Below are 18,728 nucleotides of genomic sequence, written 5' to 3' on the forward strand. Positions count from 1 at the left end.
CAGACATGTGCAGCATCACTTCTGCCGGCAGTCGACGTCGCCCACCCTCTGGGCTGCCTCGCCTTCAAAGGTCACCGTCGCCTCGCCCCTCGCCGAGCAATCGCCCTTGGCGCCGCTGCCGGCGCGGAAATGCACGACCGGCTGCCCCTCGATCATGATGCTCGGCACCACCACGTAAAGTTCCGGCGGACAATTGGCGACGTCGGAGAGCCTGAGCGCCGGCTGGCCGCCGATCATGACGCTGGAGGCGCCCGAAAGTGCGCAGGACGGGATCGGCGCACGCGCCTCCTCGGCCATTGCCGGTGGCATCGRCCATGCGATGCAAAGGCAGGCGATAACGGCCGGCGCGGATTTCATGGTCCCCTCCTCGATATACCCGTTTCGTCGAAACCTATCACATGGCCAGGGCCCCACCTCAATATTCGGTCGGCACGGTCAACAGCTCGGCATCGGGCGTATCGAGGAAGGCGCGGACCGTCTGCGGCATCAGCCGTGAACCGAAGGAAAGCACACCGCAGCGCGAGAGCATCTGCCGCAGATCCGGCTGCTGACCGAGATAGCGCCAGATCATCCGGGACGCATAGGGCAGGTTTTCCTTGCGCCAGGAGACCCCCATGGTGGTGCCGCGCAGATAGACCCGCTGATGCACTTCGAAAGGCAGAAGGATCGTCTGCGCCAGCATCGGCTCGCGCCCGATGCTGCGCTCGGCGATGAAGATGCGGTTTCGCCAGAAGGTGACGAGCCCGACATATTTCGAGAACTGCTGGATCTCGTTGACAGGATCGCGGATGCGCTCGATCGACTTTACCCGGATCGAGCCCGCCTCCTCGTGGATCCGCGCGCAGGAGGAAACGACGAGCCCCGGCCAGGACGGCGAGACGTGATAGGTCTGGTAGTAGCCGATGTGGCGCCGGAGACCGGTGATGTCACCGGGAAATCCCTCGAGCAGCAGCCCCGCCTCCGACCGGTCGCGATCCGGCCGCATCATCCGCGCCTCGAACTGTTTCGCCGGCAGCGAAAAATCCTCGGCCGCCAATCCGAAGAAGCGGGCGATGCGCACGACATTGTGCGGCGACGGTCGCGCCTCGCCGCCGATATAGCGGTTGAACTGTTGCCGGTTGATGCCGATTTCGCGGCAGATCTGCGAGATCGACCGCCGTGTCGCGCAGGCAAACCGCAAATTCGCGGCGAAGATTTCGATGTTCTGCACGGTGCTTTCCGAACCTCACTCAAACGACGCCGCGCTCAGTCGAACCGCAGGCGTCGTTGTAGCGTAAAAGAGCGTAAGGAAGCGTCAAGTCGCGAAATTGTGTGCGGCCTGCCAGACGATAGGTTTTGCTCAGAAGCATCACACAAAGGGAACCTGGAAATGACCGAATTCACGAAGCGACCCGACGGCCTTCTCGTCCCGGCCAACCTCAGCCGGCGCGGCTTTCTGGCCGGCACCGCGGCGCTTGGTCTTGCCGCCGGACTGGGCGGTACTTTGACGGCAACGGGCGCAAGGGCTCAGGAGCCGAAGCGCGGCGGCCATCTGAAGCTCGGCCTCAAGGGCGGTGCAACAACCGATTCGCTCGACCCCGCCGCCTATAGCGGTTCCGTCTCCTTCGTCATCGGTCACCTCTGGGGCGACACGCTGGTCGAATCCGACCCGAAAACCGGCGCGCCGCTGCCGGCGCTTGCCGAATCCTGGGAGCCCTCGGCCGATGCGTCGCAGTGGACCTTCAAGATCCGCAGCGATGTCAGCTTCCACGACGGCAGCAAGCTGACGGTGGCCGACGTCGTCGCGACGCTGAAGCGCCATGCGGACGAAGGCTCCAAGTCCGGCGCCCTCGGGCTGATGCGCTCGATCAAGACGATCGAGGAGAAGGCAGGCAGCCTGGTGCTGACGCTCACCGAAGGCAATGCCGACCTGCCGCTGCTTCTGACCGACTATCACCTGATCATCCAACCGAAGGGCGGCATCGACAATCCGGCCTCGCCCATCGGCACCGGTCCCTACAAGCTCTCGAGCTATGAGGCCGGCCTGCGCGCCACCTTCGAGAAGAACGCCGACGACTGGCGCTCCGACCGCGGCTTCGTCGACAGTGTCGAGATCATCGTGATGAACGACACCACGGCCCGCATCGCCGCCCTTTCCTCCGGCCAGGTCCATTTCATCAACAACATCGACCCGAAGACCGTGCCGCTCTTGAAGCGCGCCCCGCGCGTCGAGATCATCAGGACCTCGGGCAAGGGCTTCTACAGCTTCCTGATGCATTGCGACACCGCGCCCTTCGACAACAACGACCTGAGGCTGGCGCTGAAATATGCGGTCGACCGCCAGGCGATCCTCGACCGGGTGCTCGGCGGCTTCGGCACGCTCGGCAACGACTATCCGGTCAACGGCAACTACGCGCTGGCCCCCGAAGGCATCGAGCAGCGGGCCTATGACCCGGACAAGGCGGCCTTCCACTTCAAGAAGTCCGGCCACGACCGGCCGATCCTGCTGCGCACGTCCGACGCCGCCTTCCCCGGTGCTGCCGACGCCGCCGTGCTCTTCCAGGAAAGCGCCAAGAAGGCGGGCATCGAGATCGAAGTGCGACGCGAGCCGGAGGACGGCTACTGGACCAATGTCTGGAACGTGCAGCCCTTCTGCGCCTCCTACTGGGGCGGCCGTCCGACGCAGGATTCGCGCTACTCGACCTCCTACCTCTCGACCGCCGAGTGGAACGACACGCGCTTCAAGCGCGAGGACTTCGACAAGCTTCTGCTCCAGGCCCGCTCCGAGCTTGACGAGGCCAAGCGCAAGGAGATGTACCACACCATGGCGATGACGGTGCGCGACGAAGGCGGGCTGATCCTGCCGGTCTTCAACGACTATGTGAACGCCGCCTCGGCATCGCTCAAGGGCTTCGTCGACGACATCGGCAACGACCTTTCCAACGGCTACGTCGGCAGCCGCGTCTGGTTCGACAGCTAAGCCTTGCGACGAAAGCCGGACGCGGGCTCGCGTCCGGCACTTCCCAAGAGAACAAAAGAGATCGCTAGAACGACATGTCAGAACGCGAATTCACTGTCATCGAAAACGAATGGATCCGGCTGAAGGACGGCACCGAGCTTGCCGCCCGCATCTGGATGCCCGCCGCCGCTAAGGCCGATCCGGTTCCGGCCGTGCTCGAATACCTGCCCTATCGCAAGCAGGGCGGCACGAGCTTGCGTGACGAGTCCACCTACCCGGTCTTTGCCGCCGCCGGCATTGCCGGCGTGCGCGTCGATATCCGCGGCTCCGGCGAGAGCGAAGGCGTCATCGACGGCGAATATACGCCACGCGAGCTTTCCGACGGCTGCGAGATCGTCGAATGGATCGCCGCACAGCCCTGGTCCAACGGCAAGGTCGGCATGATGGGCATCTCCTGGGGTGGCTTCAACTGCCTGCAGGTCGCCGCCTTGAGGCCGTCGGCGCTGAAAGCCGTGATCTCCATTGCCTCCACGGTCGACCGCTACAACGACGACATCCACTACAAGAACGGCTGCCACCTCTCCGCCCAACTGTCCTGGGCCGCGACCATGCTCGGCTACCAGGCGCGCTCGCCGGATCCGGCGATCGTCGGCGACCGCTGGAAGCAGATGTGGATGGAGCGGCTGGAAAAAGAACCCTTCTTCATGGAGGAGTGGCTGGAGCACCAGCGTCGCGACGAATTCTGGCAGCACGGATCGATCTGCGAAGATTTTGACAAGGTCGGCATCCCGGCGCTGGTCATCGCCGGCTGGGCCGATGGCTACCGCAACACGCCCTTGAAAGCGGTCGAAGGCCTCGGCGACAAGGCCAAGGCACTGATCGGCCCGTGGGTGCACAAATACCCGCATTTCGCCTTCCCGAAGCCGCGCGCCGATTTCCATGGCGAGGCGATCCGCTGGTGGAACCGCTGGCTGCGCAACGAGGAAAACGGCGCCGAGAACGGGCCGCAGGTGCGCGCCTATATCCTCGACGGCCCGCGCCCGTCGCTCCGGCGTGACAGCGACCCCGGGCGCTGGGTGGCGAAAGACGCCTGGACCGCACCGGAAATGCAGCTCTTCGGCGTTTCCCATGATGGCCGGCTGACGCCGTCGGCCGGCGGCACCGGCATCGGCGAGATCTATCTCAAATCGCCACTCGATACCGGCACGGCATCCGGCGAATATTTCACGCTGAAGCCCGATGCCGAAATGGCCGGCGACCAGCGCATCGATGATGCCGGCTCGCTTGTCTTCGAGACGGCACCGCTGCTGGAAGCCGCCGACTATTTGGGCCAGCCGACGCTGACCGTCGACGTCACCTGCCAGGCGGCAACGGCCAATCTCGCCGTCCGTCTCGTCGACGTGCATCCGGATGGCAACGCCACCCGGGTCGCTTTCGGCGTGCTCAACCTGGCGCACCGCGACGGCAACGCCCAGCCGCGTGCCATGGAGCCCGGCCGCAAGACGCGGATCACGCTGGTGCTCGATGCTTGCGGCTACCGTTTCCGCACCGGAAACCGCATTCGCGTCTCGCTGTCGACCTCGTACTGGCCGCTGATCCTGCCGTCGCCCACCGACCCGGGCCTGACGATCGACACGGCAAGCCTGTCGCTGGCACTTCCGCTCCTGGGCGCCCATCGGGAAATAGCGGTCCCCGAGCCGGAGAACCCGGATCCGCTTCCGAAATATCGCGAACTCGCACGCGGCATCACCAGCCGCACCGTCGAGCGTGACATGACGCACGGCATGACCCACTACCGGATCTACGAGGACACCGGCCTCTCCCAACATCCGGAGACCGGCCTTGCCACCCAGGACATCCGCGACGAAACCTGGTCGATCGCACCCGACGATCCGCTGTCGATGATCGGAACCTCGACCTGGACCTGCGTCGCCAAGCGTGACGGCTGGTCGGTGCGCACAGTGGCAACATCGACGCTCCACTGCACCGAAAGCGAGTGGGTCACCGAGGGCGAGGTCGTCGCCTACGAGGGCGAGACGCAGATCTTCGAGAAGCACTTCAAGAAGCGGATTCCCCGCGACTTGATGTGATGGGAACGGGGCGGCGAGCTCTTGGGTGCCGCCCCCTACCCCATCCCGCATTGACATCTCGCGCCAGTCATTGTACCAATCGGTAAAGAGTTTACCGATTGGTACAATCATGCGCCATTTCTTCTCGCGTCATCAGCCTCCCATTCACATCTCTCGCGGGCTCATCGCCGGCGTCGGTGGCCTCGTGGCCATCGCCGCCGTCGGCGCGCTCACCAATCTCGTCGGCCATCCCATGTTGATGGCTCCCTTCGGGGCAAGCTGCGTGCTGATCTTCTCGGTGGCCGCCAGTCCGCTGTCGCAGCCGGCCAATGTGGTCGGCGGCCACTTCGTCGCCACCCTCGTCGGCCTGGTCCTCAGGTCAGTCTTTCCAAACGAATGGTGGGCGGTGGCGATCGCGGTCGGCGCGGCAATCGCGCTGATGGCGGCGCTGCGCATCACCCACCCGCCGGCCGGCGCCAATCCGCTTGTCGTCTTTGCAGGCGATCCCGGTTTCGAGTTCCTGCTCTTTCCAGTGCTGACCGGCTCGCTGATACTCGTTACCGTTGGCGCGCTGTTCCATCGCTTCGCCAAGGTCGAGTATCCGCTTGTGAGGAAGCCGGCATGAGCCGCGTCGTCACTGAGCGAAAGGACGTGATCGCCATGCTTGCGGAGATCTTCCGCGAGCACGGTTACGATGGCACAAGCCTCAGCCTGATCACCGAGAAGACCGGCCTCGGCAAGGGCAGCCTCTACCACTTCTTTCCCGGCGGCAAAGAAGAGATGGCCGAGGCGGTGCTCGGCGATATCTCCGCCTGGTTCCGGACCCATATCTTTGACGTGCTGCGCGGCGCGACGGACGCGGAAAAAGCGCTCGACCAGATGTTTGCCGGCGTCGACGGCTATTTTCGCCAGGGTCGTCGCCTCTGCCTGATGGGCGTGATCGCAGCGAGCGGGGCACACGACCGCTTTGCGCGCGAACTCAACAGCTACTTCTCCGACTGGCGCTCCGACCTCGCGGTCACACTCGTACGCAGCGGTACGGAGAAGGCAGAAAGCGCTGCTCTTGCCGAAGAAATCGTCGGCGGCATCCAGGGGGCGTTGATCCTCGCCCGCAGCCTCGACGACCCCAGCGTCTTCGGCCGGGTCCTCGCTCGCCTTAAGGCAAGGTGCCTGCCCGTACCGTCGTGAAGGGCGCACCATGAGGGGAAGCCGCGCCGGCGGGCCTCCCTCAGCCTCAAGTTGACAAAAATCAGATCGCCGCTCGAGCCCTCCTTGACAACCGCCTCTGCGCGCAGATATTAACCGATGAGTTAAATAACTCTACGGTTAAAGACTGGGCGCATTGGGGCGCCCATGGAGGAGGCTTCATGACAGCGGCGACCGCCAACGCAACGCGCAAGGATATCAGCCTGGAGATCGTGCGCGACTTCGAAGCGCCGGTAAGCCTCGTCTTCAAGGTCTGGTCGACGCCCGAGCACCTGTTGCGCTGGTGGGGACCGCGGGATTTCACGCCCCATTCGGTCAACGTGGACTTCCGCCCGGGCGGCGCCTGGCGCGCTTGCATCCGCTCGCCCGAAGGGCAGGACTACTGGATGAGCGGCCTCTATCGCGAAGTGCGCGAGCCCGAGAAGCTGGTATTCACCTTCGCCTGGGACGAAGACGGCCAGCCCGGCAGCGATACGCTGGTCACCGTTTCCTTTGCCGACATCGGCGGCAAGACGCGGCTTGTCTTCCAGCAAACACCATTCGAGACCGTCGAAGAGCGCGACTCGCACCAGGATGGCTGGGGCGAGTGCCTCGAGCGGCTCAGGGATTACGTCGACCATGTCTGAGATTTCGAACTTTGAAACCGAAAACGCGCCCGGTCCGAAGGCGACCCGCCGTGAATGGATCGGGCTCGCCGTGCTCGCCCTGCCCTGCATGCTCTATTCCATGGACCTGACGGTGCTGAACCTCGCGGTCCCGCAGTTGACCGAGGAACTGAAACCTTCCGCCGGTCAGCTTCTCTGGATCATCGACATCTACGGCTTCATGGTCGCAGGATCGCTGATCACCATGGGCACGCTCGGCGACCGTATCGGCCGACGGCGCCTGCTGATGATCGGCTCGATCGCCTTCGGCATCGCCTCGATCTTCGCCGCCTTCGCCTGGAACGCAGAGACTCTGATCCTCGCGCGTGCCGTGCTCGGCGTGGCGGCGGCGACGCTTGCGCCTTCCACCCTTTCGCTCATCCGCAACATGTTCCTGGATGACAGGCAACGCACTTTCGCGATCGGCGTCTGGCTTGCCAGCTTTTCCGCCGGCGGTGCCATTGGCCCCGTGGTCGGCGGCCTCATGCTGTCGCAGTTCTGGTGGGGCTCGGTCTTCCTTCTCGCGGTCCCGGTCATGGTGCTGATCCTGATCCTCGGGCCGATCCTGCTGCCGGAATTCCGGGACCCCGAGGCCGGCCGGATCGACCTCACCAGCGCCGCCCAGTCGCTTGTGGCCGTGCTTTCGGTGATCTACGGCGTAAAGCACATTGCCGAAGCCGGGCTCGACACGACCGCGGTCTTCTTCATTCTGCTTGGCGTCGCCGTCGCGATCCTGTTTGCACGGCGCCAGCTCCGCCTTGCCGACCCGCTGATCGATCTCAGGCTGTTCCGGACGCCGACATTCAGTGCCGCGCTCGGCGTCAACATCCTCGGCATGTTCGTCGGCTTTGGTGCCTTCCTGTTCGTCGCCCAGTATCTGCAGCTTGTCCTCGGGCTTTCGCCTTTCGTCGCCGGGCTCTGGTCGATGCCGACGGGCGTCGCGATGATCGTCGCCTCGATGGGAGTGCCGATGCTTGCCACGCGCATTGCCGCCTCCAATCTGATCGCCTCCGGCTTCGTGCTCGCGGCCATCGGTTTTGCGATCTGCACCCAGGTCGGCACGTCGAGCAGCCCGCTGCTCGTCACCACAGGCCTCGTCGTCCTCTGCCTCGGCTTCGCCTCGATCGGGACCTTGACGACGGACATGATCGTTGGCTCCGCGCCGCCGGAGCGCGCAGGTGCCGCCTCGGCGATCTCGGAAACCAGCTTCGAGTTCGGCGGCGCGCTCGGCATTGCGGTGCTCGGCAGCCTGCTGACATCCGCCTATCGCGGCCGGATGGACGAACTGGTGGTGACCGGGTTGCCGGAAGAAGTGATCGCGGCGGCACGGCAGACGCTGGGCGGCGCCGTCGCGGTTGCGTCCAACCTGCCCGCAGCGGATGCCGAACGGCTACTGACGGCAGCGCGCGGTGTCTTCACCCAGTCCTTCGCCTTCACCGCCTCGATCTGCGTGTTCCTGTCGCTTGCCACCGCGCTCATCGCTTTCGTACTCCTGCGCAAGGCGCGCGATGGCGATACCGGCGGCGACCCTGGGCTGCTCGACAAGGCAGCGCCATCCGGCAACGTCGGATGACACCCGCGGCGAAGGTCGCCGCGGCATCAACGCACACCGCACCCGGCAACGTCGGCCATTCGGTCGACGAACGCTGATCTACGCCTGAAATCAGGGAGGAAACCGATGAAGAAGCTCTATCGCGGCAGTTGCCATTGCAAGGCCGTCACCTTCGAAGGCCAGCTCGATCTTGCCGAGGGCATCCGCCGCTGCAACTGCTCCTTCTGCGCCAAGACGCGGATGCAGAAGTCCTTCGCTCTGCGCGAGGAATTCGAGATCACGTCAGGCAAGGACCGGCTGACGAGCTATCGAGCCGACAATTCGAGCTGGATCGAAGGCGACGTCGATCACTACTTTTGCAGCCGCTGCGGTGTCCGGCCCTTTTCGCGCGGCTACCACAAGGATTTCATCGGCCATTTCTACGCGGTCAATGTCGCCTGCCTCGATGGCGTCAGCGACGCGGAACTCGCCGAGGCGCCGATCATCTATGAAGACGGCCGCGACAACGACCACTTCAACCCGCCCGCCGACACGCGCTTCATGTAGGCGTGGCCTCCTATCACGCGACGGTCAGCGCCCGGAGCGCATCGAGCGCCCGATCGGCATCCGCTTCCGGCACGAAGATGTGGTCGTGGTAATAGGCGGCGATCACATTGGCGCTGATGCCCTCGCGCGTCAGCGCCGCCGCAACCGCCGCCGTCAACCCGACGGCTTCGAGCGCCGAGTGCACGTTGAGCGTGATGCGGCGAAGCAACGGGCCGTAGCCGAGCCCCGCCCCGTCGGCGGCGGCCCGCGTAACGACCAGCGTCAGCCCCTCGTCCTCGCGATAGGTGGCAAGCGGCTCCAGCGCCTCGTAGCGCGCCGCATCCCGATAGGCGACCGTGCAATAGACATAGGTCTGCGGAAACAGCACCGGGTTCATCGTCGCCAGGAGTTTCGCGAGATCCGTTTCTCCGGCCATGTCATTCCTCCCGTGCGCAACGCCTCTTCGCAAGAAGTGGTAGCGGATCGTCACGTTGGCGTGAAGCACGCGAACGCGATTTGACCATTGTCTTTCCCGTGAAAACATGAGGTCATCAAACGTCCGGCGTGGAAGCCGGGTGGTGGAGGAAACGATGGCGCGCAGCAAGTCGGCAAATGCTTCAGGCAGACCCTCCGTCATCCTCGCCGCTGCCTTGGCCGCGCTGCTCTGCTCGGCACCGATCGCCGCAGCCCAGGAACCGGCCGTCGTCATCCCGCCACCATCGCTCGACGAAAAATCATCCGCATCGACGGAAATCGCCGTCTTCGCCGGCGGCTGCTTCTGGGGCGTCCAGGGCGTCTTCCAGCATGTGAAAGGCGTGAGGAAAGCCGTCTCCGGCTATTCCGGCGGCATGGCGGCCACTGCCGACTACGAGACCGTGAGCGGCGGCAAGACCGGCCACGCGGAATCGGTGGAAGTGACCTTCGATCCGCGCGAAGTGAGCTATGGCCGGCTGCTGCAGGTGTTCTTCTCCGTCGCCCACAACCCGACGCAACTCAACTATCAGGGGCCCGATCACGGCACACAATATCGCTCGGCGGTCTTCACGGTGACATCGGAGCAGAAGCACATCGCCGATGGCTACATAGCCCAGCTTGGCAAATCAGGCGCCTTCCCGGCGGCAATCGTCACGGAAGTCTCGCCTTTCAAGGGCTTCTACGCCGCCGAGGATTATCACCAGGATTTCCTGACGCGAAATCCGACCCACCCCTATATCGTCTATAACGACCTGCCGAAGATCGACAACCTGAAGGCCCTCTTCCCGCAGGCCTTCCGGGCAAATCCGGTGCTGGTGTTCAAGGCGAAGAGCTAGGCCATTTCGGGAAACGGGCGACGTGGCTTTCACGCAGGCGCTGCGGCGTCTCGCAGGGGAGCGTCAGCGGGTGCCGGCAAGAACAGCGACACCCTCCGCCAGCCGCTGAAACCCTTCGCGCGCGCCTTCGCTCATGTGCCGCGCCCTGAGCCAGGCGTGGATCATCTGCGGCTCCTCGCGGAAGGTGACGTTGACGCCGGCGGCGGCAAGCCGGGCAGCGTAGATACGCGCATCGTCGCGCAAGGGATCGAAGAAGGCGCCGGTGATATAGCTCGGCGGCAAGCCGGAAAGGTCCGTTTCCGCCAAGGGCGCGGCGAAGGGATTGTCGGCCGGCGCCTTCAGGATATCACGATAGTAGCTGACATCGGCGGTCGTCAGCCCCGGCGCCTCGGCCATCTCCTCATAGGAGCCCGAGACGAGATCACCACCAAGGCCCGGATAGATCAGCACCTGGCCGACGATGCCAGTGAGGCCTTCCGCCCGGGCCTTGAGCACGATGCCCGCCGTGAGATTGCCGCCGGCGCTATCGCCGGTAACGACGACGGGACGGCCGTCGGACAGAAGCGCCTGGAGCACCGCGTAGCAATCATCGAAGGCCGCGGGCCAGACATGCTCCGGCGCCAGCCGGTAGTCGACCGACACCAGTTCGGCTTCGGCAATATCCGCAAGCTCGGCGCAGATCGCGTCATGGCTGTTAAGCGAGCCGACGACAAAGCCGCCGCCGTGGATATAGTAGATGCGGGTGTTCGTCGAAACCGTCGCCGGCCGGTAGCGCCGGACCTTGATGCGGCCGTCGACGAGCGCATCCTCGCGGGTGAGACCTTCCGGGCTCGGCGCATCGAATTCGGCGCAGAGCGCATCGTACCATTTGCGCTGCTGCTCGATCGACGCATCAACCGCATCGGCCGGATAGAACGCCTCGCAGCGGCGGTGAAAGGCGAGGATCCCCTCTTCCGTCGGCATCGGCCGCTTGGTCATCTGGTCCACGTCAATCCTCCCGCTGCTCCGCTCCGCTCGCAGCTTAGCATCGGCAATCCCGCTCCCTGTCCGAAAACCGACATAAGAGGAAAAAATCAGCGTCGATCCGCTAGCGTTTCGGCGCTTGCCAGCCGCACGCCGCACCTATTAACTCGCGCCATGGCCTTCACTTTCAGACAGTTGCAATATTTCGTCGCCGTTGCCGAACAGGGGTCGATCACCCGTGCGGCGCAGAACCTGTCGATCTCGCAATCCTCGATCACCGAGGCGATCAAGGAGCTCGAAGGCGACCTCGGCGTCGAGCTTTTCGATCGGCATCCGCGCGGCCTGTCGATCACCCATAACGGCCACCAGTTCCTGCGCCACGCGACCAAGATCCTCGCCAACGTCTCGGACGCGCGCCGCAGCTTTTCCGACAGCCGCGAGGAGACCGGCGGCAAGCTCAATCTCGGCGTCACCTCGCTCGTTGCCGGCTATGTGCTTTCCGATCTCTTGGCCCGCTATCGCCGCGCCTGCCCCGGCGTCGAGGTCAGCGCCATCGAGGACAACGGCTCCTATCTCGAACATCTGCTGATCGGCGGCGAACTCGACGTCGCCGTCATGGTCATCTCCAACCTGCGCGACCGCATGGCGCTGCAGGCGGAGATCCTCGAGACTTCGCCCTATCGCCTGTGGCTGCCGATCGGCCATCCGCTCGTCAGCGCCGATATCATCTCCGTCAGCGATATCGCCAAGGAGCCCTTGATCATGCTGACGGTGGACGAAATCGAGGAGAACACCGGCAAGCTTCTGACCGCGCTCGGCGCCCGCCCGCATGTGGCGTTCCGTACCCGCTCGGTCGAAGCGGTGCGCAGCCTGGTCGCGACCGGCGCCGGCATCGCGCTCCTTCCCGACCTCGTCTACCGCCCCTGGTCGCTGGAAGGCGACCGTATCGAAAGCCGCGACGTCTCGGGCGCCCTTCCCGTCGTCCAGGTCGGCATGGTCTGGCGCAAGGGTTCCGGCCTGCCACAATCGGCGCGCGATTTCGTCGGCATCGCCGAGGCGCTCCGAAGCGCCAGACCGCGCTAATTCCCTGGATTTATTAGCCTTCTCCCGCCACTGACCACACCCTTGGCGTGCCTCCCGACTATAGATATCGGAAAAACCGAAAGCGACATTCTGTTTAATGAATTTGCGAATACGGTGAAAGCAAGGCACGCTTCATATTGGGAACGAAGCCGCAAAACGCGGCTCAAAACTGGGAGAATTCAGATGAAGCAGATGCTCAAATCCTGCACGGCATTGACCCTGTCGCTCGGCCTTGTAGCCCCGGCATTCGCGCAGGAGCCGCTGAAGGAACTCGGCAAGGGTGAAGGCGAACTCTCCATCGTCGCCTGGGCCGGCTACATCGAGCGCGGCGAGACCGACAAGAACTACGACTGGGTCACGGATTTCGAAAAGCAGACGGGCTGCAAGGTTTCGGTCAAGACCGCCGCCACCTCCGACGAAATGGTGGCGCTGATGAACGAAGGCGGCTTCGATCTCGTCACCGCCTCGGGCGACGCCTCGCTGCGCCTCGTCGCCGGCAAGCGCGTCCAGCCGATCAACACCGACCTCATCCCCAGCTGGAAGACGATCGACGAGCGCATGCAGAATGCGCCCTGGTTCACGGTCAACGGCGTGCACTACGGCACCCCTTACGTCTGGGGCCCGAACGTCTTGATGTACAACAAGGATGCGTTCAAGGGTGAAGCACCGAAGAGCTGGAACGTCGTCTTCGAGGAAATGAACCTGCCCGACGGCAAGTCCAACAAGGGCCGCGTCCAGGCCTATGACGGCCCGATCCATGTGGCCGACGCCGCCAACTACCTGATGGCGCACAAGCCGGACCTCGGCATCAAGGACCCCTACGAGCTCAATGAAGACCAGTACAAGGCGGCCCTCGAATTGCTGCGCGGTCAGCGCAAGCTGGTCGGCCGTTACTGGCACGACGCGATGATCCAGATCGACGACTTCAAGAACGAAGGCGTCGTCGCCTCCGGTTCCTGGCCGTTCCAGGTGAACCTGATGGAAGCCGAAAAGCTGCCGATCGCATCCACCATTCCGGAAGAAGGCGTAACCGGATGGGCCGATACGACCATGCTGCATGCCGATAGCCAGCATCCGAACTGCGCCTACATGTGGATGGAACACTCGCTGTCGCCGAAGGTCCAGGGCGACGTTTCCGCCTGGTTCGGCGCCAATCCGTCGGTCGGTGCGGCCTGCAAGGGCAACGAGCTCTTGACCGACGCCGGCTGCAAGACCAACGGCTACGAGGACTTCGACAAGGTCAAGTTCTGGAAGACGCCGGTGACGAAGTGCGCAAGCCAGGGCGAATGCGTACCCTATCACCGCTGGGTCTCCGACTACATCGGCGTGATCGGCGGCCGCTGAACCGCGACCACAAAGCAAGCATTCTGCCCCTCGCCCTAGCCCTCTCCCAGCACGCGGGGAGAGGGAACGCCTCCGGCCAAGCCAACGGACCGCTTGAGGCAAAACGCCCGCCTGGTGTTCCCTTCGCCCCGCCTGCGGGGAGAAGGTGGCCGGCAGGGCAGATGAGGGCCTTACCCTCACCGCGGGGATGAGGGGCACTTCCCTTCCCCCCGCGGGGATGAGGGGCTAAACTTTCCGGAGCCATTCAATGACCACCGCCGTTCTCTTCGACAATGTTTCCCGCCACTTCGGCGCCGTGCGCGCCGTCGATGGCGTGAACCTCGAGGTTGCCGAGGGCGAATTCTTCGCCATGCTCGGCCCCTCCGGTTCGGGCAAGACCACGTGTCTGCGCCTGATGGCCGGCTTCGAGCAACCGACCGGCGGCCATATCGAAATCTTCGGCGAAACCGCCGAGGGCGTTCCGCCCTATCGCCGCAGCGTCAACACCGTCTTTCAGGATTACGCCCTCTTCCCGCATCTCTCGATCCTCGACAATGTCGCCTACGGGCTGATGGTCAAGGGTGTCGGCCGCGAGGAACGCCGCAAGGCGGCAGAAGACGCGCTCGCCATGGTCAAGCTGCCGGGCTATGGCACCCGCCGCCCCGGCCAGCTTTCCGGCGGTCAGCGCCAGCGCGTGGCGCTCGCCCGGGCGCTGGTCAACAAGCCCAAGGTGCTGCTCCTCGACGAGCCGCTCGGCGCGCTCGATCTGAAGCTGCGCGAGCAGATGCAGGAAGAATTGAAGAGCCTGCAGAAGTCGCTCGGCATCACCTTCGTCTTCGTCACCCACGACCAGGGCGAAGCGCTCTCGATGGCCGACCGCATTGCCGTCTTCAACGATGGCCGCATCCAGCAACTCGGCCGCCCGGAAGATGTCTACAAGCAGCCGAAGACGCGGTTCGTCGCCGATTTCGTCGGCTCGTCCAACGTGCTGCCGCAAAAGCTTTGCCAGCGGCTCGGCCTGAAGGCGCCCTCCGCCAGCCTGCGCCCTGAGGCGATCTCCATTTCCAAACCGTGGGACGGCGCACTCAGCCTCTCCGGAACCGTCTCGGCCCATAGTTTCCTCGGCGCTGTCAATCGCATCGTCGTCGATGTCGATGGCGCCCGCGTCGTCGTTGCCAGCCCCGCCGCGCTGACCGTGCCTGCGGTCGGCAGCCCCGTCACCATCAGCTTCGCCGCCGACGAGCTGCACCCGATGGAGGACGCATGACCGCCTTTGCCGAACCCCTCGTATTGCCCGAACGCCGCGGCCCCGCGGGCCGCCTGTCGGACTTCTTCTGGCGCCATCCGCACCTGCTGTTGACGCTGATGCTCGCGCCGCCGCTGCTCTGGCTCGGCGTCGTCTATCTCGGATCGTTGTTCGCACTACTGCTGCAGAGCTTCTTCTCGATCGACGATTTCTCGGGCCTGATCAACTACGAGTTCACGTTCGCGACCTATCGCCAGCTCCTCAGCGAGACCAATCTCGACATCATCCTGCGCACCGTGCTGATGGCCGCGACGGTCACCGTCGCCTCCGCCGTCATCGCCTTCCCGATCGCCTATTACGCGGCGCGCTATGCGCAGGGAAAATGGAAGGTGCTTTTCTATCTCGGCGTCATGCTGCCGCTCTGGTCGAGCTATCTGGTCAAGATCTACGCCTGGAAGCTGATCCTCGCCAAGGAAGGCATCCTCACCTGGATCTTCGACAAGCTGCACCTGCTCTGGCTGCTCGATGGCTGGTTGGCGCTGCCCGTCGTCGGCGGCAACTCGCTCTCCGTCAGCTACACCGGCACCTTCATCGTCTTCGTCTATGTCTGGCTGCCGTTCATGATCCTGCCGATCCAGGCGGCACTGGAGCGGGTACAGGGAAACCTGATCGAGGCCTCCTCCGACCTCGGCGGCACGCCGGCGCAGACCTTCCGCTATGTGCTCTTTCCCCTGGCGCTGCCCGGCATCGTCGCGGGTTCGATCTTCACTTTCTCGCTGACACTCGGCGATTACATCATCCCGCAGATCGTCGGCTCGTCGCGCCTCTTCATCGGCCAGGCGGTTTACGCCCAGCAGGGCACGGCCGGCAACATCCCGCTCGCCGCCGCCTTCACCGTGGTGCCGATCGTGATCATGGGCGCCTACCTCTACGTGGCCAAACGCATGGGGGCCTTCGATGCGCTCTGATCGCCTCAACCGCTCGCCAATGGGCTTGAAGATCGCGGCCGCCGCTGGCCTCGCCTTCCTGCACCTGCCGATCCTCCTGATCTTCCTCTACGCGTTTACGACTGAGGAAAAGAGCTACCAGTTCCCGCCGCCGGGGCTGACGACGCAATGGTTTGCCGTTGCCTGGAACCGGCCGGACGTCTGGGCGGCGCTGATGCTGTCAGTCAAGGTCGCCTCGATCGCAACCTCGGTCGCGCTCGTGCTCGGCACGCTCTGCGCCGCCGCGGTCAGCCAGACCCGCTTCTTCGGCCGCGAGACGATTTCGCTGCTTGTCATCCTGCCGATAGCACTTCCCGGCATTATCACCGGCATTGCGCTTCGCTCCGCCTTTTCGATGGCCGATATCCCCTTCTCCTTCTGGACCATCGTTCTCGGCCACGCGACCTTCTGCATCGTCGTTGTCTACAACAATGCGGTCGCCCGCTTCCGGCGGATTTCCGGCTCGCTGATCGAGGCCTCGATGGATCTCGGCGCCGACGGCTTCCAGACCTTCCGCTACATCATCCTGCCGAACATCGGCACGGCGCTGCTCGCCGGCGGCATGCTCGCCTTCGCGCTGTCTTTCGACGAGGTGATCGTCACGACGTTTACGGCCGGCCAGCAATCGACGCTTCCGATCTGGATGCTCGAAGAGCTGATCCGCCCGCGCCAGCGCCCGGTGACCAACGTGGTTGCCATGGTCGTGGTGCTCGTCACCTTCCTGCCGATCCTCGGCGCCTACTACCTCACCCGCGACGGCGACCAGATCGCCGGCGCCGGCAAATAACTCGACTTTCAAGGGAGAACAGACATGGACACCCAACTGCTGATCGGATCGCGCTTCGAGGCCGGCACCGAGGCCGACGAACACATCCTGAACCCGCGGACGGGCGGTAAGATCGTCGATCTGCCGGAAGCCTCGCATGCCCAGGTCGAGGCAGCCGTCGACGCTGCCGAGAGCGCCTTCACCAGCTGGTCGCAGACGACACCGGCCGAGCGCTCCAACTATCTGCTCAAGATCGCCGACGCGATCGAGAAGGAGGCTGATGGTTTCGCAGCGCTGGAAGCGCTGAACTGCGGCAAGCCGATCAATGCCGTGAAGAATGATGAGCTGCCGGCGATCGTCGACTGCTGGCGCTTCTTTGCCGGCGCCGTGCGCAACCTGCACGCCCCGACCGCGGGCGAATACCTGCCCGGCCACACATCGATGATCCGCCGCGACCCGATCGGCATCGTCGGCTCGATCGCGCCCTGGAACTATCCGCTGATGATGATGGCCTGGAAGCTGGCACCGGCGATCGCCGGCGGCAACACCGTCGTCTTCAAGCCTTCCGAGCAGACGCCGCTGACGGCGCTGAAGCTCGCCCGCATGCTCGCCGACATCCTGCCGGAAGGCGTCGTTAACGTCATCACCGGCCGTGGCGAGACCGTCGGCAATGCGCTGATCAACCATCCGAAGATCTCGATGGTCTCGATCACCGGCGACATCGCAACCGGCAAGAAAGTGCTGGCGGCCGCCGCCAAGACCGTCAAGCGCACCCATCTGGAACTCGGCGGCAAGGCCCCCGTCATCGTCTATGACGACGCCGACCTCGAAGCGGTGGTCAACGGCATCCGCACCTTCGGCTACTACAATGCCGGCCAGGACTGCACCGCCGCCTGCCGCATCTATGCCGAAGCGGGCATCTACGAGAAGCTGGTCGCCGACCTCACCTCCGCCGTCTCGACCATCCGCTACAATCTCGCCGACGACACGGAAAACGAGATCGGCCCGCTGATCTCGCGCCGCCAGCGCGACCGTGTCGCAAGTTTCGTCGAGCGCGCCGCCGACCAGAAACACATTGAGATCACCACCGGCGGCAGTGCCGGCAGCTCGGACGGCTTTTTCTTCCAGCCGACCGTGGTCGCCGGTGCGACCCAGGAAGACGAGATCGTCCGGCGCGAGGTCTTCGGCCCCGTCGTCTCCGTCACCCGCTTCACCGGCAACGACGATGCGGTCGCCTGGGCCAACGACAGCGATTACGGTCTCGCCTCCTCGGTCTGGACCAAGGATATCTCCAGGGCGATGAAGGCGGCTTCTCGCCTGCAATACGGCTGCACCTGGATCAACACCCACTTCATGCTGACCAACGAGATGCCGCATGGCGGCGTCAAGCAGTCGGGCTACGGCAAGGACATGTCGGTCTATGCGCTCGAGGACTACACCGCCGTTCGCCACATCATGATCAACCACGGCTGAGGCTCACCGCCCGGCCCCGGACAACGCATGCAAACGAACAACAAACGGGAGGAGTTTGCGATGTACCGTCGTCAATTGCTTGTTGCTGCAGGCGCGCTCGGCTTGGGCGCCCTTGTGCTGACGCCAGCGGCCTTTGCCGCCGACGCGGCGCCGGACGTGGTCGCGGCCTATGTCGCGGCCTGGAACGCTCATGACTCGGCCAAGGCCGCATCCTATTTCGCCGACGACGTCAGCTACTACGACGCCTCGGTCGGCAAGCCGGTCACTGGCAAGGATGCCGCCAAGACCGGCGTCATCGACAACTTCCTGAACGCGGTGCCCGACGCGGTCTGGGCCATGAAGGGCGACCCCATCGCTAGCGGCGACAAGGTGTCCTTCGAGTGGGAATTCTCCGGCACCAATTCCGGAGCCTGGGCCGATGGTACGGCCGCGACCAACAAGAGCTTCAAGTTCACCGGCGCCTCGGTCTTCACCGTCAAGGATGGCAAGATCGCTGCCCAGAACGACTATTACGACGCCCTCGGCTTCTACAAGCAGCTCGGGTTGATGTAACGGGCGGTGCCTCGCCCTGCGCTTCGAAAGCCGCAGGCTCCAGCCTGCGGCTTCCTGCCGCTTTTGTCCGCAAATCATGACTTCAAAACTCA

At 64.3% G+C, this 18,728-nt stretch carries 19 protein-coding genes; 15 read left to right on the forward strand and 4 right to left on the reverse strand.

Annotated elements, in window-relative coordinates:
• Window positions 1-15: 15 nt before the first annotated feature.
• Both AB4Z53_RS07585 and AB4Z53_RS07590 read right to left on the reverse strand, forming a co-directional pair.
• Window positions 16-357: a hypothetical protein gene (locus tag AB4Z53_RS07585; protein ID WP_441595432.1), complete on the reverse strand. Its 342-nt coding sequence runs from the start codon at window positions 355-357 to the stop codon at window positions 16-18.
• Between the two features lie 58 nt (window positions 358-415).
• Complete coding sequence (locus AB4Z53_RS07590; protein WP_441595506.1) at window positions 416-1,201, reverse strand: helix-turn-helix domain-containing protein; 786 nt, start codon at window positions 1,199-1,201, stop codon at window positions 416-418.
• A gap of 168 nt (window positions 1,202-1,369) precedes the next feature.
• Here AB4Z53_RS07590 and AB4Z53_RS07595 point away from each other — a divergent pair, with 168 nt between their 5' ends.
• The 7 genes from AB4Z53_RS07595 to AB4Z53_RS07625 all read left to right on the forward strand — a co-directional run bounded on the left by AB4Z53_RS07595 (window position 1,370) and on the right by AB4Z53_RS07625 (window position 8,955).
• Window positions 1,370-2,959, forward strand: a complete 1,590-nt coding sequence (locus AB4Z53_RS07595; RefSeq protein WP_291150960.1) for an ABC transporter substrate-binding protein — start codon at window positions 1,370-1,372, stop codon at window positions 2,957-2,959.
• Window positions 2,960-3,033: 74 nt separating this feature from the next.
• Window positions 3,034-5,028 carry a CocE/NonD family hydrolase gene (locus AB4Z53_RS07600; protein ID WP_441595433.1) on the forward strand — a complete coding sequence of 665 codons (1,995 nt, stop codon included), beginning with the start codon at window positions 3,034-3,036 and terminating at the stop codon, window positions 5,026-5,028.
• 109 nt (window positions 5,029-5,137) lie between these two features.
• The gene (locus AB4Z53_RS07605; protein ID WP_441595434.1) at window positions 5,138-5,632 is read left to right on the forward strand and encodes an HPP family protein; all 495 of its coding nucleotides are present in this window, start codon (window positions 5,138-5,140) and stop codon (window positions 5,630-5,632) included.
• On the forward strand, window positions 5,629-6,195 hold the full coding sequence (locus AB4Z53_RS07610) for a TetR/AcrR family transcriptional regulator (RefSeq protein WP_441595435.1): 567 nt from the start codon (window positions 5,629-5,631) through the stop codon (window positions 6,193-6,195). Before AB4Z53_RS07605 ends, AB4Z53_RS07610 begins: the two co-directional genes overlap by 4 nt.
• Window positions 6,196-6,374: 179 nt before the next feature.
• Window positions 6,375-6,839: an SRPBCC domain-containing protein gene (locus AB4Z53_RS07615; RefSeq protein WP_113540403.1), complete on the forward strand. Its 465-nt coding sequence runs from the start codon at window positions 6,375-6,377 to the stop codon at window positions 6,837-6,839.
• Entirely contained in the window at window positions 6,832-8,430 is a 1,599-nt protein-coding gene (locus AB4Z53_RS07620) for an MFS transporter (protein ID WP_441595436.1), read from the forward strand. The genes AB4Z53_RS07615 and AB4Z53_RS07620 overlap by 8 nt, the downstream gene beginning before the upstream one ends.
• Before the next feature lie 105 nt (window positions 8,431-8,535).
• Window positions 8,536-8,955 carry a GFA family protein gene (locus AB4Z53_RS07625; protein ID WP_441595437.1) on the forward strand — a complete coding sequence of 140 codons (420 nt, stop codon included), beginning with the start codon at window positions 8,536-8,538 and terminating at the stop codon, window positions 8,953-8,955.
• Between the two features lie 13 nt (window positions 8,956-8,968).
• Here the strand turns inward: AB4Z53_RS07625 and AB4Z53_RS07630 are convergent, their stop codons facing one another.
• Window positions 8,969-9,370 (reverse strand): ACT domain-containing protein, encoded by a 402-nt coding sequence (locus AB4Z53_RS07630; protein ID WP_441595438.1) that lies wholly within the window; start codon window positions 9,368-9,370, stop codon window positions 8,969-8,971.
• A gap of 154 nt (window positions 9,371-9,524) precedes the next feature.
• Here AB4Z53_RS07630 and msrA point away from each other — a divergent pair, with 154 nt between their 5' ends.
• Window positions 9,525-10,244: a peptide-methionine (S)-S-oxide reductase MsrA gene (msrA, locus tag AB4Z53_RS07635; RefSeq protein WP_291150940.1), complete on the forward strand. Its 720-nt coding sequence runs from the start codon at window positions 9,525-9,527 to the stop codon at window positions 10,242-10,244.
• 63 nt (window positions 10,245-10,307) lie between these two features.
• Here msrA and AB4Z53_RS07640 read toward each other — a convergent pair whose 3' ends face one another.
• On the reverse strand, window positions 10,308-11,222 hold the full coding sequence (locus AB4Z53_RS07640) for an alpha/beta hydrolase (protein ID WP_441595507.1): 915 nt from the start codon (window positions 11,220-11,222) through the stop codon (window positions 10,308-10,310).
• 159 nt (window positions 11,223-11,381) lie between these two features.
• Here AB4Z53_RS07640 and AB4Z53_RS07645 point away from each other — a divergent pair, with 159 nt between their 5' ends.
• The 7 genes from AB4Z53_RS07645 (at window position 11,382) to AB4Z53_RS07675 (ending at window position 18,636) form a co-directional block, all read left to right on the forward strand.
• Complete coding sequence (locus AB4Z53_RS07645; RefSeq protein WP_113540408.1) at window positions 11,382-12,290, forward strand: LysR family transcriptional regulator; 909 nt, start codon at window positions 11,382-11,384, stop codon at window positions 12,288-12,290.
• Window positions 12,291-12,473: 183 nt separating this feature from the next.
• Entirely contained in the window at window positions 12,474-13,634 is a 1,161-nt protein-coding gene (locus AB4Z53_RS07650; RefSeq protein WP_113540409.1) for an ABC transporter substrate-binding protein, read from the forward strand.
• 247 nt (window positions 13,635-13,881) lie between these two features.
• Complete coding sequence (locus AB4Z53_RS07655; RefSeq protein ID WP_441595439.1) at window positions 13,882-14,880, forward strand: ABC transporter ATP-binding protein; 999 nt, start codon at window positions 13,882-13,884, stop codon at window positions 14,878-14,880.
• Window positions 14,877-15,827 carry an ABC transporter permease gene (locus AB4Z53_RS07660; protein ID WP_441595440.1) on the forward strand — a complete coding sequence of 317 codons (951 nt, stop codon included), beginning with the start codon at window positions 14,877-14,879 and terminating at the stop codon, window positions 15,825-15,827. The genes AB4Z53_RS07655 and AB4Z53_RS07660 overlap by 4 nt, the downstream gene beginning before the upstream one ends.
• The gene (locus tag AB4Z53_RS07665) at window positions 15,817-16,632 is read left to right on the forward strand and encodes an ABC transporter permease (protein ID WP_441595441.1); all 816 of its coding nucleotides are present in this window, start codon (window positions 15,817-15,819) and stop codon (window positions 16,630-16,632) included. The genes AB4Z53_RS07660 and AB4Z53_RS07665 overlap by 11 nt, the downstream gene beginning before the upstream one ends.
• A 24-nt stretch (window positions 16,633-16,656) precedes the next feature.
• Entirely contained in the window at window positions 16,657-18,084 is a 1,428-nt protein-coding gene (locus AB4Z53_RS07670; RefSeq protein ID WP_441595442.1) for a gamma-aminobutyraldehyde dehydrogenase, read from the forward strand.
• A 60-nt stretch (window positions 18,085-18,144) separates the two neighbouring features.
• Window positions 18,145-18,636 (forward strand): ester cyclase, encoded by a 492-nt coding sequence (locus AB4Z53_RS07675; RefSeq protein WP_291150927.1) that lies wholly within the window; start codon window positions 18,145-18,147, stop codon window positions 18,634-18,636.
• Window positions 18,637-18,728: the final 92 nt, after the last annotated feature.

Source organism: Ensifer sp. 2TAB8, assembly GCF_052115125.1.
Taxonomy (GTDB): Bacteria; Pseudomonadota; Alphaproteobacteria; order Rhizobiales; family Rhizobiaceae; genus Ensifer.